Below are 13,994 nucleotides of genomic sequence, written 5' to 3'. Positions count from 1 at the left end.
GGCGCGGCCCGGGCGGCCGGGAACGCCGTGACCGGGCAGGAACCGCCGGCCGGGGGCGGGGCACCGCCGGCCGGGGGCGGCCGGCCGTGAGCGAGAACGAGCCGCGGATCCGTACCTACGGGGGGTGGCGGCGCAGCCAGCAGGTCGGCCTGTTCGGTCTGTCGTCCGCGCAGACCCTGGGGCTGCTGGCCACCCTCGCCCTGCTGATGATCGTGGCGGCGTTCTCCCCGCTGGCTGCCGGGATCCTGCTGCTGCCCGCCGCCGTGGTCGGTGGGGGGATGTGGGCGCGGTGGGACGGCATCCCGCTGGTACACCTGCTCGTCCAGCAGGCCCGCTGGGCGGCGGCGCGCCGCGCCGGCTACGACCGGCTCGACGCCGCCCTCGCGGTCGAACATCCCCAGGCGTGGACCCTGCCCGGGGTGCTGGCGCCCACCACGCTGGTGTCCGCCGACGACGGTGCCGGCGGGGACTACGGGCTGGTGTGGGATCGCCGCAGCGGGCTGGTGACCGCCACCCTGGCCGTGGCCCCGGCCTCGACCTGGCTGGCGGACCCCGTCGACGCCGACGGCTGGGTGGCCAACTGGGGTGGCTGGCTGGCCGGTCTCGGTTACGTTCCCGCGATCCGCTGGGTCGCGGTCACCGTCACCACCGCCCCCGATCCCGGCTCCACCCTGGCCGACAGCGTCGCCGCCCGCCTCGCCGCGGACGCCCCGCCGTTGGCCACCGAGCTGATGGGCGAGCTCGTCGCGGCCGCCCCGGCCGCGGCCGCCGACGTCGACACCTACGTGTCGCTCACGTTCGATCCGCGGCTGGCGCCGTCCCGGCCGGCGGATCTGCCCGCGACCGCGGCCGAGTTCGGTCATACCCTGACCGGGCTGGAGTCCTCCCTCGGCACCTGCGGGGTGGCGGTGCTGGGCCGGGCCAGCGCGGCGATGATCGTCGGGGTGGTACGCACCGCCTACGACCCGCACGCCCGCGGAGAGATCAACCGGATGCTCGCCGGTGACAGCCCGGACCTGCTGAACTGGGCGGAGGCCGGCCCGGTCACCGCGGTGGAGTCCCGCGGCCAGTACGACCACGACGGGGCGTGCTCGGTGTCGTGGTCGTGGCGGGAGGCCCCCCGCCAGCAGGTCCCCGCGCACGTGCTGGCCCGGCTGATCGCCCCGGGCCGGTGGCCACGACGGGTCACCCTGCTCTACCGGCCACTCTCGGCCGGGGACGCCGCCCGCGTGCTGGAACGGGAGGTCACCGCCGCCTCGTTCCGGGCGACCTACCGGGCCCAGACCGGCCGGGACGCCACCGCCCGGGACACCGCCGACGCCCAGCGCGCCCACCGCGCCGCCGCCGAGGAAGCTCTCGGCGCCGGCGTCACCCTGATGTCCCTGTACGTGACCACGACCGTGCTCGACGCCGCCGAGCTGCCGGTGGCGGTGGCGGACGTGGAGTCCCGCGCCGACGAGTCCAAGATCCGGCTGCGGCGGATGTACGGCAGTCAGGCCGCCGGGTTCGCCACCACCCTGCCGTGTGGGATCTGCCCACCGGTGCTCTCCCGCCGCTGGCCCCACTGACCCAGGAGATCGGGATGTCACCGCGTCACGCTACCCGGAAGCAGACCCTCACCGCGCCCCCACCACCCCCCGCCCCGCCGTCACCGGCCCCCGGCGCCGTAGTCACCGCGGCGGATGCCGGCCCGGTCGCCCCGGCCTGGGGGTGGAAAACCCCCGGCGCGGGCCGCGCCGCCCACGTCGAACAGACCATCGAATACCAGGGCACCACCGTGCAGGTCTGCGGGCTGTACCCGTTCGTCGCCGGCGGCGGCTCCCCGGCCCTCGGCGTCCCGATCGGTCGGCACCTGCTGTGGGGAGAGGTCGTCTGCCTCGACCCGCTGCTGTGGGCGGACGCCGGCCTGGTCACCAACCCGGGCATGTTCCTGCTCGGCCAGCCCGGCACCGGCAAGACCGCCCTGGCCCACCGGCTGATCACCGGCATGGCCGCGTTCGGCACCCGCACCCTCATCCTCGGGGACACCAAACCGGACTACACCCGGCACGTGGAAGCCCTCGGCGGGCAGGTCATCCGCGTCGGCCGCGGCCTCGACCGGATCAACCCGCTGGACGCCGGCCCGCTCGGGCAGGCATGGGACCGCCTGCCCGCCGAGCAGGCCGCCGCCCTGCGCTGGGAGGTCCGCGGCCGCCGGCTGTCCCTGCTGCTCGCCCTGGCCTCCCTGGTGCGCGGCAGCCGCATCGGCAACGCCGAAGAAGTCATCCTCGGCCGGGCCGTCGACCTGCTCGCAGACCGCCACCGCGGCCGGCCCGCCCCGACCGTGCCCGACGTCCTACACGTGATCGAATCCGGGCCGGACGAGCTGCGCGCCGCCGCCCGCGCCCCCAGCCCGCAGGCGTACGCCACCCGCGTCGACGAGCTCGTGCCCACCCTGGCGCTGCTGACCGAGGGATCACTGGCAGGGGTGTTCGACGGACCCACCAGCACCTCCATCGATCTCGACGCCCCCGCCGTCTCCGTCGACATCTCCCGGGTGGGCGCCGCCGGGGACACCCTGCTGTCCGCCGCGCTGCTGTGCACCTGGGCCTACGGATTCGGGGTCGTTGACGCCGCCGCCGCCCTCGCCGACGTGCACCTGGCGCCCCGCCGCCACCATCTGGCCGTCATGGACGAGCTGTGGCGGGCGCTGCGCGGCGCCCCCGGGCTGGTCGAGCACGCCGACGCCCTGACCCGGCTCAACCGGGCCAAGGGCATCGCGTCGCTGATGGTGACCCACTCACTGGCCGACCTGGACGCGCTGCCGACGGAGGAGGACCGGGCCAAGGCACGAGGGTTCGTGGACCGCTCCGCGATCCTGATCTGCGCGGGGCTGCCGCCCCGCGAACTCGACCGAGTCCATCAGATCACCCCGCTGACCGTCCCGGAACGGGCCCTGGTCGCCTCCTGGTCGGCGCCGGACTCCTGGCAGCCCGGTGCCCGCCACCCCGGCCGCGGCAAATACCTGATCAAAACCGGGGGGCGGCTGGGTATCCCCGTGCAGATGACCCTGCGGCCCCGGGAAGCCGACCTGTACGACTCCGATCAGGCGATCCGCCGGTGAGCGCCCCTCACGGCCCCCGCGGCGGCCAGCTCCTCGCCCCCTGGCTCGCCGTCGGCGCGCTGTGGACGCTGGTCGCCGCCGGCTGGCTGATCTGGGCCGCGGCCCGCCTGGCCGCCGCCCTCGGCGGCGGGCACGTGCCCGGCTTCGGCAGCCGGTTCCTCGCCGCGTTGGCCACCGCCGACACCGCCACCACCTGGCCCGGGGTACCCGCCGGCTGGCTGGCCGTCACTTTCACCCTCACCGCCGCGTTCGCCGCCGCCGCCGTGACCGGCGTGGTCCTGCTGGTGCGGCGGCTGCGGCCCCGCCGGCAGCCCGGCGGCTGGGCGCTGGCCGGCCCGTCACTGGCCACCACCCGCGACCTGGCGGCCCTCACCCCCGCCGGCGCGGCCGCCCGGGCCCGCGCGCTGCGCCCCTCCCTGGCCCCGCTGCCCCGGCTGTCCGAGACGGACCGGGGCTGGCCGATCGGGGACCTGACCCCCGGCGGCACCCCGCTGTACGGCTGGGACGAGGACGTCGCGGTCGCGGTCATGGCCCCCCGCGCCGGCAAGACCACCGCGCTGGCCGTCCCGGTCATCCTCGACGCCCCCGGCGCGGTCGTCGCCACCGCGAACAAGGCCGACCTGTGGGCCACCACCGCCGCCCTGCGCGCCCAACGGGGCAGGGTGTGGGTGTTCGACCCGCAGCAGATCGCCTACACCCCGCCCACCTGGTGGTGGAACCCCCTGACCGCCGTGCGCGGGGTCGAGGACGCCGACCGGCTCGCCTCCCACTTCCTCCAGGAGATCCGCGGCGGGCAGGCATCCCGGGACTTCTGGGCCGCGGCCGCCGGAGACCTGCTCGCCAGCCTGCTGCTGGCCGCCGCCACCAGCGGCCGCAGCCTGATCGACGTCTACGAATGGCTCAACGACTCCGCCAGCCCCCGGCCCGCCGACCTCCTCGACGACCACGGCTACCGGGCAGTGGCCGCCGGCCTGCGCGGACGCCAGGCCGGCGCCCCGGAAACCCGCGAAGGCGTCTACGAAACCGCTCGGGCCGCCGCCCGTTGCCTGCGCAACGACCAGATCCTCACTTGGGTCACCCCACCCGCCGACCGCCACACAAAAGGCAGAAAAAGGGCGCTGTTCGACGTCGACCGTTTCGCCGCCAGCAGCGACACGTTGTACCTGCTGTCCAAGGACGACGAAGGCGCGGCATCACCGCTGGTCGCGGCGTTCACCGACCAGGTCATGCGCGCCGCGGTCCGCCGCGCCGAAGCCGCCGGCGGCCGCCTCGATCCCCCCATGCGGATCATGCTCGACGAGGCCGCGAACATCTGCAAAATCGCCGACCTGCCCCGGCTGTACTCCCACCTGGGCTCCCGCGGCCTGGTCACCATCACGATCCTGCAGTCCTACCGGCAAGGCGTCGGAGTATGGGGAGAACAGGGCATGGACGCCCTGTGGTCCGCCGCCACCATCAAACTCGTCGGCGCCGGCATCGACGACCCCAAACACGCCGAAGACCTCTCCCGGCTCGTCGGCGAACACGACATCGAAATCTCCTCGGTGTCACACAGCCGCGGCGGCCCGTCCACCCAGGTTTCGCTGCGCCGCCAGCGAATCCTCGACGCCGCCGACATCCGCGCCATGCCCAAGGGCACCGCCCTACTACTCGCCACCGGCATCCGCGCGGCCGCGGTTCGCCTACGCCCCTGGTACACCGGCCCACACGCCACCGCGATCACCACCACATCCGCGCAGGCCATGGCCACCCTCACCGCCCACGCCACCCCCACCGCACCCGGCCCCGTCAGCGAGATGGGAATGGAGACGACGCCATGACCAACCCCACCACCGGGCTGACTGGCGCATTGGCGGACCTGGCCGCCCGGCTCAGCTCCCTGGAAACCCTGCTGGCCGACCTCGACGCCCGCACTACCGCCACAGACCCTGTTACTGCTCTCCCGGCGGTCAGCGACAGCAGCCAGGACCAGGAGGAGCCCCTGGAACCGGCGTTCGCCGGCGTCACCGACTGGGTCGAGCAGTACTTCCGGGTGGCCTACCCCCGCTCAACCGGCGGGGAGTTCCGCTGGTGCGCCCAATGGTGGGACCACCTCGAAGCCGTCATCCGCCTCGAAGCGCTCTGGCGGGCCTGGGAACACGCCCGCACCGATCCCAACACCGGCATCGCCACCTGGCACACCACCCTGCTCGACCCCCAACTGGCAGTCCTGTGCGGACCCTCCGGACCGTTCCGCGCCTGCCGCCCCGACCGCCACGAACCCGACCGCCCCCTACCCGTCACCCCCACCCCACCCGGCCACTTCAACCCTGCGGCGAGCGGCGAGGACAGCTGACATGCCATACGGCACCGCCCTCCGGGCTACCGGCCGTCCACCTGGCTCCGCTGAGACTGATCCTCATCTCTATCATCTGTATGCCAACGGCCCAGACTTCGGGATTTCCGAGAGATGAATAGATCGTCGGGACGTTCCTGGCCCGGATGCCCCAGTCTGAAGAAAGCTGAAGAAGGGATCTTCGTCATGCTCTGGCCCGCCCTCCAGGTGCTCTCCCACGGAGAGCTGACAGCCGACCAGCTACGGCGGCTGCTCGACACGCTCCGGCTCGAAGAAGCCCCCCGCACCGAAGGCCCCGGGACGGCGGGGAGCATCGCGCACCGCTCCTTCACCGACGACACGGGCACCCGCCTCGTCTTGGAGCTCGCCCGCACCAGCGAGTCCGGCTGGGCGCTCGCCCTCTTCTTCGATGGTGAACCACCTTCTACCGACACCATCGAAGGTCACCGGGTGCTGCTCCGCGACGCCGTCGAACGGCTCGGCCTCACGCTCATCGAGATCACCCCCGCTGCCACCGCCGACGAGGTCCTCGTCGTGCCTCCACCGCCGCCCGGCATCCCCGAGTCCACCATCGGTGTCTCCTGGGATCTCCCGTACGACAACCTGGACCAGATGTGGCCACACGTTGGCCTGCGCAAGGACGCCCCCCGGGAAGTGAAGGAGGTCAAGCTACGCGAGGTGATGCGCACCCCGGTCTGGTCCGCCGCCCCCCCGATCCTCCGCCGCCAAGCCGAGGCCTTCCTCCGCGACATCTGACCCCCGCCTGAGCGGGACCGGCCTAGCGACGCCCCGCCTGGACCGGACTGGCGTGGAGATGAGGCGGGGCATAGAGCAGCGAAGAATCGAGAAGACCGAGAACTCACCGCTACTCACCGACAAACGTCTGGTCCAGCAACTCCTTGGCCAGGTCCGTGGCGAGGCGCGCCAGCTCATCGCCACTCTGGCCGGGACCGAACGCGGCCCCCGGGGAAAGCCGGGCGGCCAGCTCCTTCAACAGGCTGGCGACGATCATCGCGCGTAGCTCCGTGATGACCACGTTACGGGACAGTTCGCCGGGTAGCCGCTCATCCAGGCCCCGGTCTCCGGCGAGTCGCCGCCGCAGGTCCGCCGCCCGTTGCGGAAGAGGAATCGGTTCCGCCTGCCGGCCCACATACAGCCTCGCCGCGAGCGAATGCTCGAACGGATCAAGCGCTCCGCGCTCCGTATCGGACTGCCGCGGCGTGTCGCCGCTCAACACAGCACGCAAATTCCGGAGTGCGACATCGACTCGCGCCGATGGGTTCTCCGCGTCCGACATCGCGTCGAGCACCCCGATCGCGGCGTTCCTTAGCCGCGTGTACTCGGCCCGGATCACGTCATCCTGCAACATCGCTCCTCATCTTCCCCAGCCTGTCATGGATACCCATCCGCGGCCCCGACGCCCGTGCCGCTCTCCGCTCCCTTCAACAACGCAAAAACAACAAAGGCATAGATTGTCGTATGTACGCCATTAGATAATTTTTCTCTCTAAATATCATGATAGCTGAATTTTTAGTGATATCCTCGAGTCTCCCCCTGGTCGAGGTCACCGGCTTCACTGCCCGCAGCCAGCAAGGAGGGCACTCGTGTCTTCGCGGTCGCGCACATCAGAGACGAGACCCACCCCTACCTCGATCTGTACCCCTGCCACGAGCAGAACTCCATCGACACGACCTGGCACAACGGTCTGGTGACCGTGGACGGCGAGCTGATCAACCGCTATACCGGCCGCTGCGTTGGCTGCGGCGCCATGGGGGAGTTCCTGTTCGGCCTGCCCGTGCGGACGGTTATCCCGCACTGCGGGAGCTGCGGCGTTGCACTGGACGTTCTGCAGCGGTCCCATGCCGACGGCGGCCGTGACACCGGCCCCGCAAGTGGACGCGACACCCGACCTGGCCGCCGGTTCTCCATCTGGCCAGGGACGACCGTCACCTCTCCCGAGATCGCCGGCACTGCATACGTCGTCACTGATCCTCGGCCAGTGTCGCTGGAGATCGCCCGGGCCGGCGCTGAGGAAGATCTGCGCCTGTCGGATTTCGACCAAGACGTAACCGCCCTTGAGTGGGTAGCGGACGGCACGGTGCTGCGGGTGGAGACGCGGGCGTTCGGGCCGCAGCACTTCCGTCCCGTGGAGGAGACCCCCGCACCCGGCTACATGGGGGAGACGGAGGTGCGCTCCGGCACCGCCGAGGACCCGCACCTGGTACGGCTGGCACGGACGGACATGCTTGCGCGCACCTGGCTCCACGAGATCACGGACATGATGCAGGAGCTCGCCACCGTCCAGGAGGGCTCGGAGCAGGGCGTCGTGCCCGAGCACCTGGTCCCGGAGGAGGCCCCGAGGAGCGACCAGTGCGTGCTTGCCCGCATGCGCGAGTACGCGTGGCTGTCGCGCAAGTGGGAGGCGGCCCGTTCCGACGAGGAGCGGTCCCGCTGGAAGGTCGAGCTCGCGGGCACCGCCAGGGACATCGAGCCCCGGGGACACACCCCGCCCTCGCCGCCCTGGGCGGGCGCTGCCACGCAACCTGGCGCCGCCACGCAGCCTGGCCCCACGAGTAGCGAGGCGCTGCGCGCGCGGTACGTCGATGCCGCGGACGAGGAGCTGCGGGCCGCCTACGTCCAGGAGCGCGAGCAGCTGCTCCACGACTACCAGCGACGCCTGGCCGAGGCGCACCCCGCTGACCGTGAGGCGGTCTGGCAGGAGTTCGTCGAGGAGTGGGCGCAGCTGGCCCGGCGGCACGACGCCGGCCGGTTCAGCCTGCGCATCCTCGCCTACTGCACCGAATGGGACCCCCACAGGGGCGGCATCGTGGCCGTCAACCAGAAGCTCGTCGAAGGGCTCGCGGCCGCCGGCCACGAGCTCTTCGTCCGCGTCGGGCACGAGGTGCCGCCGGACGCCTCCGGCGACCGCATCCACCTCATCGGGCCCCGGCGGTATGACCCCAACCGCGGCGAGCAGGAACAGCTTGTGTACGACGGCGAGGACCTGCCGTCCGACGTGGACGCCATTATCGGACACAGCCGCTACTCCGGCCCCGAGGTGCTGCAGGTGCGCAACGAGCTGTACCCGGACACGCCGTTCGTCCAGGTGATCCACATGGTGACCGGCGCGCTCGCCCGGGTGGCGAACCGGCCGGACCTGGAGGTGGAGTTCGAGGGCATCGAACGCCGCATGGTCGCCGCCGCCGACATGGTCGCGGCGGTTGGCCCGGTGCTGGAGAACGAGGCCCAGCGGCTCGCCGCCACCAACCCGGGCGATCACGTCCCTGCCGTCCACCAGATCATCCCTGGAGTGCCCTTCAAGGAGCAGCAGCTACTGCCCTGGGACGGGGAGCGGACGCGCCACGTGCTGCTCGTCGGCCGCGCCGACGCCCCGCAGAAGGGGGCCCACCACGCCGCGCTCATGGTCCGCCGACTGCTGGAGGAGGGTATTGACGTCCAGCTCACCGTGCGCGGCGCCGCTCAGGAGACCGTGGAGGAAGTGAAGGAACGGCTGTCCAACATCGCCGGCCGGGAGGTTGTGGTCAAGCCGTTCTCGATCGATCGGAACGAGATCCTGGCCGACATGCGGCAGGCCGACGTGATGGTCATGCCCTCGCAGGCGGAGGGCTTTGGGCTGGTCGGACTGGAGGCCGCGGGCGCGGGGTTGCCCGTCCTCCTGCCCACTACGAGCGGCGTTGGGGCCTTCTTCGGCGACCCGGGCTGCTTCCCGCCCGAGATCACCCGGCTCAGCCTGGTCGAGCAGGGCTTCGAGGACCAGGTGGACGTTCCGCGCTGGACCGACAAGCTGCGGGAGATCCTGCTCGACATTCCCACGGCGCGGGAGAACGCGCTCACCCTGCAACGGCTCCTGCACGAGGCCAACACGACGTGGGTGGGCGCGGCCGAATCCCTGGCCGCCGCGATCCAGGCGATGCCGGATCGCAGCGCGCCGTGCCCCCAGGCGCCCGCGCTGCCCGCGATGGCGGGGGACGGCTGGGTGAACTGCGCCCAGGGCCACGCGCACTGGGGCCGGTTCGGCGCCGCCGGGCTGCTGCCCATATACCGCGCCGCGGACGGCCAGGTGGACGTGCTCATGCATTATCGGGGAGCGGACACCGACCAGGGGGGAACCTGGGCGCTGCTCGGAGGCGCGCGCGACAGCCACGAGTCCGCGGCGGAAGCCGCCATCCGCGAGACCGCCGAAGAGAGCGACCTCGATCCCGCCCACGTCCGCGTCGAGCGGGTCATCCGGGACGACCACGGCGGCTGGTCGTACGACACCGTGATCGTCTCGGTCGACCGGCGGGTGCCGGTCCGGCCGGTCGAGGGTGAGTCCGTGGCGCTGGCCTGGGTCCCGCTCTCCGAGGTCCAGAACATGAACCTTCACCCCGGCTTCGCCACGAACTGGCCGAGCGTCCAGGCTGAACTCGACGCCGTGCTGAACGGCGAGCCGTCCACCACCGCCGCCACGCCCCCCACCAGCGCGCTCCCGCTGCCCGCGCACCCGGTCACCGGCGCGCGCGTGGTCGCCAGGGGGACGCTCGGCCATGGTGATGGCATCGCGAACAGGGAGCTGGTCACGTTCGACGACGGCCCCGGGCCGTCTATGAGAAGTACGCACGGACCGAGGACGCAAGGGTCAAGGTGCTCGACGCGTACGTCGGCCGGGCGGTGGGCGCCCGCGTCCCGCTGTCGCACCCGGTGGGGCTCCGCGAGGTCTACACCGACCACATGCCTGGTGAGCCGACCTTCGCTCGCTATCAGAACCTGACCGAACTGGCGGACCGGGGGGTGGCCGCGACCCGCGACGGCGTGTTCCTCGGCCTGCACTATGCGCTGACCGCCACCCACAGCGTCACTGTCGACCAGCTCGTCCTCGGGGCATGGCAGAGCCTGATCGCGATCGGCGACAGCGCCGCGTCGCATGGTCCCCTCCCGGACGCCGCGAACCCGTTCGTCCGCACCTTTTACCGGCAGATCGAGCCGCACGTGTTCTCCTGGGTGGACAACCCGATCCCCCCGGGCGACATCGCGATCATGCGGCGGCAGCTCGACAGCCTGCGCCCCCTCTTCGAGCAGCTCGGTCGGCCTGACCTGCACGACGTGGTTATGGAGCGGTTCGGCCAGGTCGCGGAGCACGCGACCGGAACCGATCCGCTGCTGCCCAGACCGCCTGGTGACCACGTCACGCTGCCCGAGTCGACGCCCGAGCCGCGCTACCCTCTGCCCCCGCCGCCGGGCTCGCAGGAGCGGATCGACCATCAGCGAATCGGCGAGGCGCTGCTGACCGACGACGGTCGTATCACCGACACTAGCCAGGCCAAGACCATCGCCATCCAGGCCATCGCCGCGCGGATGCGGTCTTCGACGCCCGAGCTCGTCCTCGCGGCGTTCGGCCTGGTCGTCGGCACCAACATGGGGCACCGCCTGGGCGACGGCCGCTACGTCCTCGTGCCGCACCACGAGCAGTACCCCTCGATCGGGGCCGACGTCCTCCGCGTCGACGAACTCGACCTGGCCAACCCCCGACACCGCCCGAACAAGGTGGTGCGCATGGACGACCCGCGCGCCGAAACCCTGGTCCGCTGGATCGCGGTCAGCGAGGTGATGGGGGCCTGGTCGTACGGCTCCAACAACAACGTGCGCGTGCTGGCGCTGCAGGAGGCCGCCAAGGAGGAGTTCGGCCTCACCAGGGTGCTGGAGTGGCAGACAAACCCGAAGGTGCGCGACGCTGTAAGCCGGGAACTCGCTTACAATCGTAACGCACTGCGGGATTTCCTGCGTACCCAGTACGAGCTGACCCAGGAGGTCCTCGCCAGCCGCGGCATCACCGAAGTGATCGCCTATCGGGCACTGACCTGGCAAGAGGGATCGGTACAGCCAGAGTGGGCCGGCCTGAACGTCGGCGACACTTTCGAAGCGCGCCACCGGCCGCTGGCAAGCTGGGCGGCGGACCGCCAGATCGTCGCCGATTGGCTGGAGAAACGCGGCGGCCGCGCCGTGATCCTGGCCGACCGCAAGCCCGCGCGGGACATCCTGTCCATCCCCACAACCGGCATCGGCTTCTTCGCGCAGAAGGAGTTGGTCACGCTGCCGGGCGACCGCCTAGTCACGCTGGATGGCGTCTTCACCGGCAAGGCCCCGGCGGCTGCCGCGGAGCAGACCGCGGCGAGCAACGTCACCATCGGCGTCCCCGTCCTGGACGACGCCGCGGAAACCCTGGCAGACGATGCGGCGACAACACTGGCGAACGCCGGCGAGGCGCCGGAGAGCCCGGCGAACGACACGGCAGAAAGGCCGACGCCGGTTCTCCAGGAAGCCGGCGACCGATGGCGGCCCCTCACGATCACGACCCCGCTCGACCCCGCCGACCCGCTCGACAGCCGGATCATCCGGATCCTCGACGGCGAGGAGGAGTTCCCAAGCTGGTGGCCGCGGGACGACTCCGGCTACGCCATCACCAAGCGCGACCTGGACTTCCTCGGCATCAACCCGGTCCAGGTCAAGTGGATGCTTACTGGCGAGGCGCCCATGGGCATGACCCCGGCGCTCTACCAGCGGTTCGGTACGGAGATTCTGGAGGCGCTGCGGCGCGACGGTATCGAACCGTCCCAGGTCGACATCCGCCTCAAGGGGACCGGCGCCGTCTTCTTCGCCGGAATCCACAAGACGCTGCCGCGCGAGGAGGACCTGGTCGGCAGCCCGGAGGCGACGCGGCGCTTGCGGGAGTGGTTCGGCGACAGCCAGGACCGTCCCCTGCGCCGCCCGTACGACTCCATGTGGCGCCTCGGCCTGGAGCCGGTGCCCAGCGACGTCGACCTCGACATCAACAGCACCGCCGTGGTTCGGGCCGCCCGTGCGCACTGGAGGGCCCATCACTCCGACCGGTACCCGGGCGATTTCATGGGCGGCCACGGATACCTTGACAAGCAGACGGTGATGGGCGCCTTTTCGGCGCTGGCCGAGTGGGCAAACAGGTGGGAAGGGGAGTTGGGCAGGCCGCTGTCCCTGGGCGTCTTCGAGTCCAGCGGACCATTCGACGCGTCCCTGCTCGGCCGCGCCCTCTCCTCCCACTTCCGCGACACCGACTGGATCATCCACCGCCCCGACACCCCCATGGCCTGGCGTACCCCCAGATCCAAGATCGCCGTCTCGCTCAATTCACAAGGGGCCGCGCTTGAGTCGTCATCCCCGACCGCTCCTGCAACTATTACTGCGCTTGCCTTTCCCCGCAGTCTCCGGAACAACCCCAGCCGTACTGATTCAGATTCTTCCCCGCAGCCCCGTCCTCCCTCCAAAATGCAGCGCAACGATCCCAGCCGCGGACGATAAGGCGTGCTGTAACGGACGGCGATATTCAGTTTCCCCCACAGGTCGCGGGTTCGCGGGACAGATTCAGGGATGCAATAGCTGTCTACGAAGTGCTGTCACCAGGCCGTCGTCAACGCCGAGTTGCTCAGCGGCATAGCCATACACCGACCCGTACCGCGTAATCAGGTCGGCTAGGAAGAGCCGCATGATCTCAGCAGGGGCGCGGCCGTAGGCGGGCCACCTGAGAGTCAGGTCGGGGTAATCAGCGTTCCATTCAGCGACCAGGCGTTCGGTGGCTAGATCGGTCAAGGTAAAATCGGCGACGATGTCGTCCTCGTGCACCCCGAGCAGAGCAAGAACCAGCACGGCCAGCAGGCCGGTGCGATCTTTGCCGGAGTGGCAGTGAAAGACCAGCGGAGCGGTGCTGTCGGCAATGATATTCAATGCACGCCGCAACTCCTTGACGCCGTCGTGGGCGACTTCGGTGTACCTGTCGGCCAGGAAACGGGCGGGCTCGACGTCCGAGTCCAGGCCTGCCTGATTATACGGCTGATGCTCGATACTCAGGTTGTGGTAGGACAGCCCCTGATAGTGCGGGACGCGTCCACTGCGTTTGATCTCCCAGGGATACCGAAGGTCGATTACGGTACGGATATCTAGAGCGAGGAAGCGATCCCAGTCCTGGCCCCGCAGCTTACCCAGCGAGTCGGAACGAAACAGCCGGCCCCAGCGCACCGTGCGGCCATCAGCGGCCCAGTAGCCACCCAGATCCCGGAAGTTGTGCAGACGCTCAAACGCAATATGTCTCCTCACATGGGTCACCTTACGACGACCCGCACTGACCGCCGCTGTTCTCCCAGCTCCCACGTCCTCCTTTCCTGCCTCCCGCACCCTCGACCAGGTCGGTGATCCCCGTCTTCCGGCGTCGCCGAGGCATCCCGCTCCCGGGTGGCCGCCAGGCCGCCCACGCTGGCCGCGTGCCGCTTGGCGGGGCGTCGCTACGACCGTTTGACCCCGCCCGGTTCCAGGCGGATCGGGTTGCTCCAGGCGCGTCCTCCGGTCCTGTCCTCGACGGTGACCCGGCAGTATCCGCATTGTTCGAACATCGCGACGGGCAGGGAGCCCTTCGTCAGCGATTCTCCCGCGAGCACCTGCGCGCCCGGAGCGCCTCCGGTGACCAGTATTTTGCGCACCGGGGAGCAGCTCACCGTGACCATGCCGTCGTGGAACTGGATGTCGTGTAGT

The 13,994-nt window shown here is 70.9% G+C and carries 9 protein-coding genes and 1 pseudogene; 7 read left to right on the top strand and 3 right to left on the bottom strand.

Going from position 1 to position 13,994, the window contains the following annotated elements:
- Window positions 1-86 precede the first annotated feature (86 nt).
- The 5 genes from NBW84_RS15435 (at window position 87) to NBW84_RS15415 (ending at window position 6,194) form a co-directional block, all read left to right on the top strand.
- The gene (locus NBW84_RS15435) at window positions 87-1,568 is read left to right on the top strand and encodes an SCO6880 family protein (protein WP_250285439.1); all 1,482 of its coding nucleotides are present in this window, start codon (window positions 87-89) and stop codon (window positions 1,566-1,568) included.
- Between the two features lie 14 nt (window positions 1,569-1,582).
- On the top strand, window positions 1,583-3,103 hold the full coding sequence (locus NBW84_RS15430; protein WP_250285438.1) for a hypothetical protein: 1,521 nt from the start codon (window positions 1,583-1,585) through the stop codon (window positions 3,101-3,103).
- Window positions 3,100-4,923 (top strand): TraM recognition domain-containing protein, encoded by a 1,824-nt coding sequence (locus NBW84_RS15425; protein ID WP_250285437.1) that lies wholly within the window; start codon window positions 3,100-3,102, stop codon window positions 4,921-4,923. Before NBW84_RS15430 ends, NBW84_RS15425 begins: the two co-directional genes overlap by 4 nt.
- Window positions 4,920-5,438 (top strand): DUF4913 domain-containing protein, encoded by a 519-nt coding sequence (locus tag NBW84_RS15420; RefSeq protein WP_047225041.1) that lies wholly within the window; start codon window positions 4,920-4,922, stop codon window positions 5,436-5,438. The genes NBW84_RS15425 and NBW84_RS15420 overlap by 4 nt, the downstream gene beginning before the upstream one ends.
- A 186-nt stretch (window positions 5,439-5,624) precedes the next feature.
- Entirely contained in the window at window positions 5,625-6,194 is a 570-nt protein-coding gene (locus NBW84_RS15415; protein ID WP_250285436.1) for a hypothetical protein, read from the top strand.
- A gap of 109 nt (window positions 6,195-6,303) precedes the next feature.
- On the opposite strand, the gene NBW84_RS15410 is transcribed toward NBW84_RS15415, so the two are convergent.
- Entirely contained in the window at window positions 6,304-6,807 is a 504-nt protein-coding gene (locus NBW84_RS15410; protein WP_200902567.1) for a hypothetical protein, read from the bottom strand.
- Window positions 6,808-7,146: 339 nt separating this feature from the next.
- Here NBW84_RS15410 and NBW84_RS15405 point away from each other — a divergent pair, with 339 nt between their 5' ends.
- Together NBW84_RS15405 and NBW84_RS15400 are read left to right on the top strand one after the other, a co-directional pair.
- Complete coding sequence (locus NBW84_RS15405; RefSeq protein ID WP_250285435.1) at window positions 7,147-10,209, top strand: glycosyltransferase; 3,063 nt, start codon at window positions 7,147-7,149, stop codon at window positions 10,207-10,209.
- Window positions 10,210-10,250: 41 nt separating this feature from the next.
- Window positions 10,251-12,770, top strand: a complete 2,520-nt coding sequence (locus NBW84_RS15400; protein WP_250285434.1) for a hypothetical protein — start codon at window positions 10,251-10,253, stop codon at window positions 12,768-12,770.
- A 63-nt stretch (window positions 12,771-12,833) separates the two neighbouring features.
- Here NBW84_RS15400 and NBW84_RS15395 read toward each other — a convergent pair whose 3' ends face one another.
- Both NBW84_RS15395 and NBW84_RS15390 read right to left on the bottom strand, forming a co-directional pair.
- The gene (locus NBW84_RS15395) at window positions 12,834-13,562 is read right to left on the bottom strand and encodes a tyrosine-protein phosphatase (protein WP_047225052.1); all 729 of its coding nucleotides are present in this window, start codon (window positions 13,560-13,562) and stop codon (window positions 12,834-12,836) included.
- Between the two features lie 185 nt (window positions 13,563-13,747).
- Window positions 13,748-13,994 (bottom strand): annotated as a pseudogene (locus NBW84_RS15390) (phosphotransferase); the annotation flags it as partial.

The organism is Protofrankia sp. CiP1_Cm_nod2 (genome assembly GCF_920664355.1).
Taxonomy (GTDB): Bacteria; Actinomycetota; Actinomycetes; order Frankiales; family Frankiaceae; genus Protofrankia.
This window is presented reverse-complemented; position numbering and strand designations above follow the sequence as displayed.

Excerpts from the sequence above, each read along its gene's own strand:
- NBW84_RS15420 (WP_047225041.1), top strand. The coding sequence starts at position 4,920 with ATGACCAACCCCACCACCGGGCTGACTGGCGCATTGGCGGACCTGGCC.
- NBW84_RS15430 (WP_250285438.1), top strand. The coding sequence starts at position 1,583 with ATGTCACCGCGTCACGCTACCCGGAAGCAGACCCTCACCGCGCCCCCA.
- NBW84_RS15415 (WP_250285436.1), top strand. The coding sequence starts at position 5,625 with ATGCTCTGGCCCGCCCTCCAGGTGCTCTCCCACGGAGAGCTGACAGCC.
- NBW84_RS15410 (WP_200902567.1), bottom strand. The coding sequence starts at position 6,807 with ATGTTGCAGGATGACGTGATCCGGGCCGAGTACACGCGGCTAAGGAAC.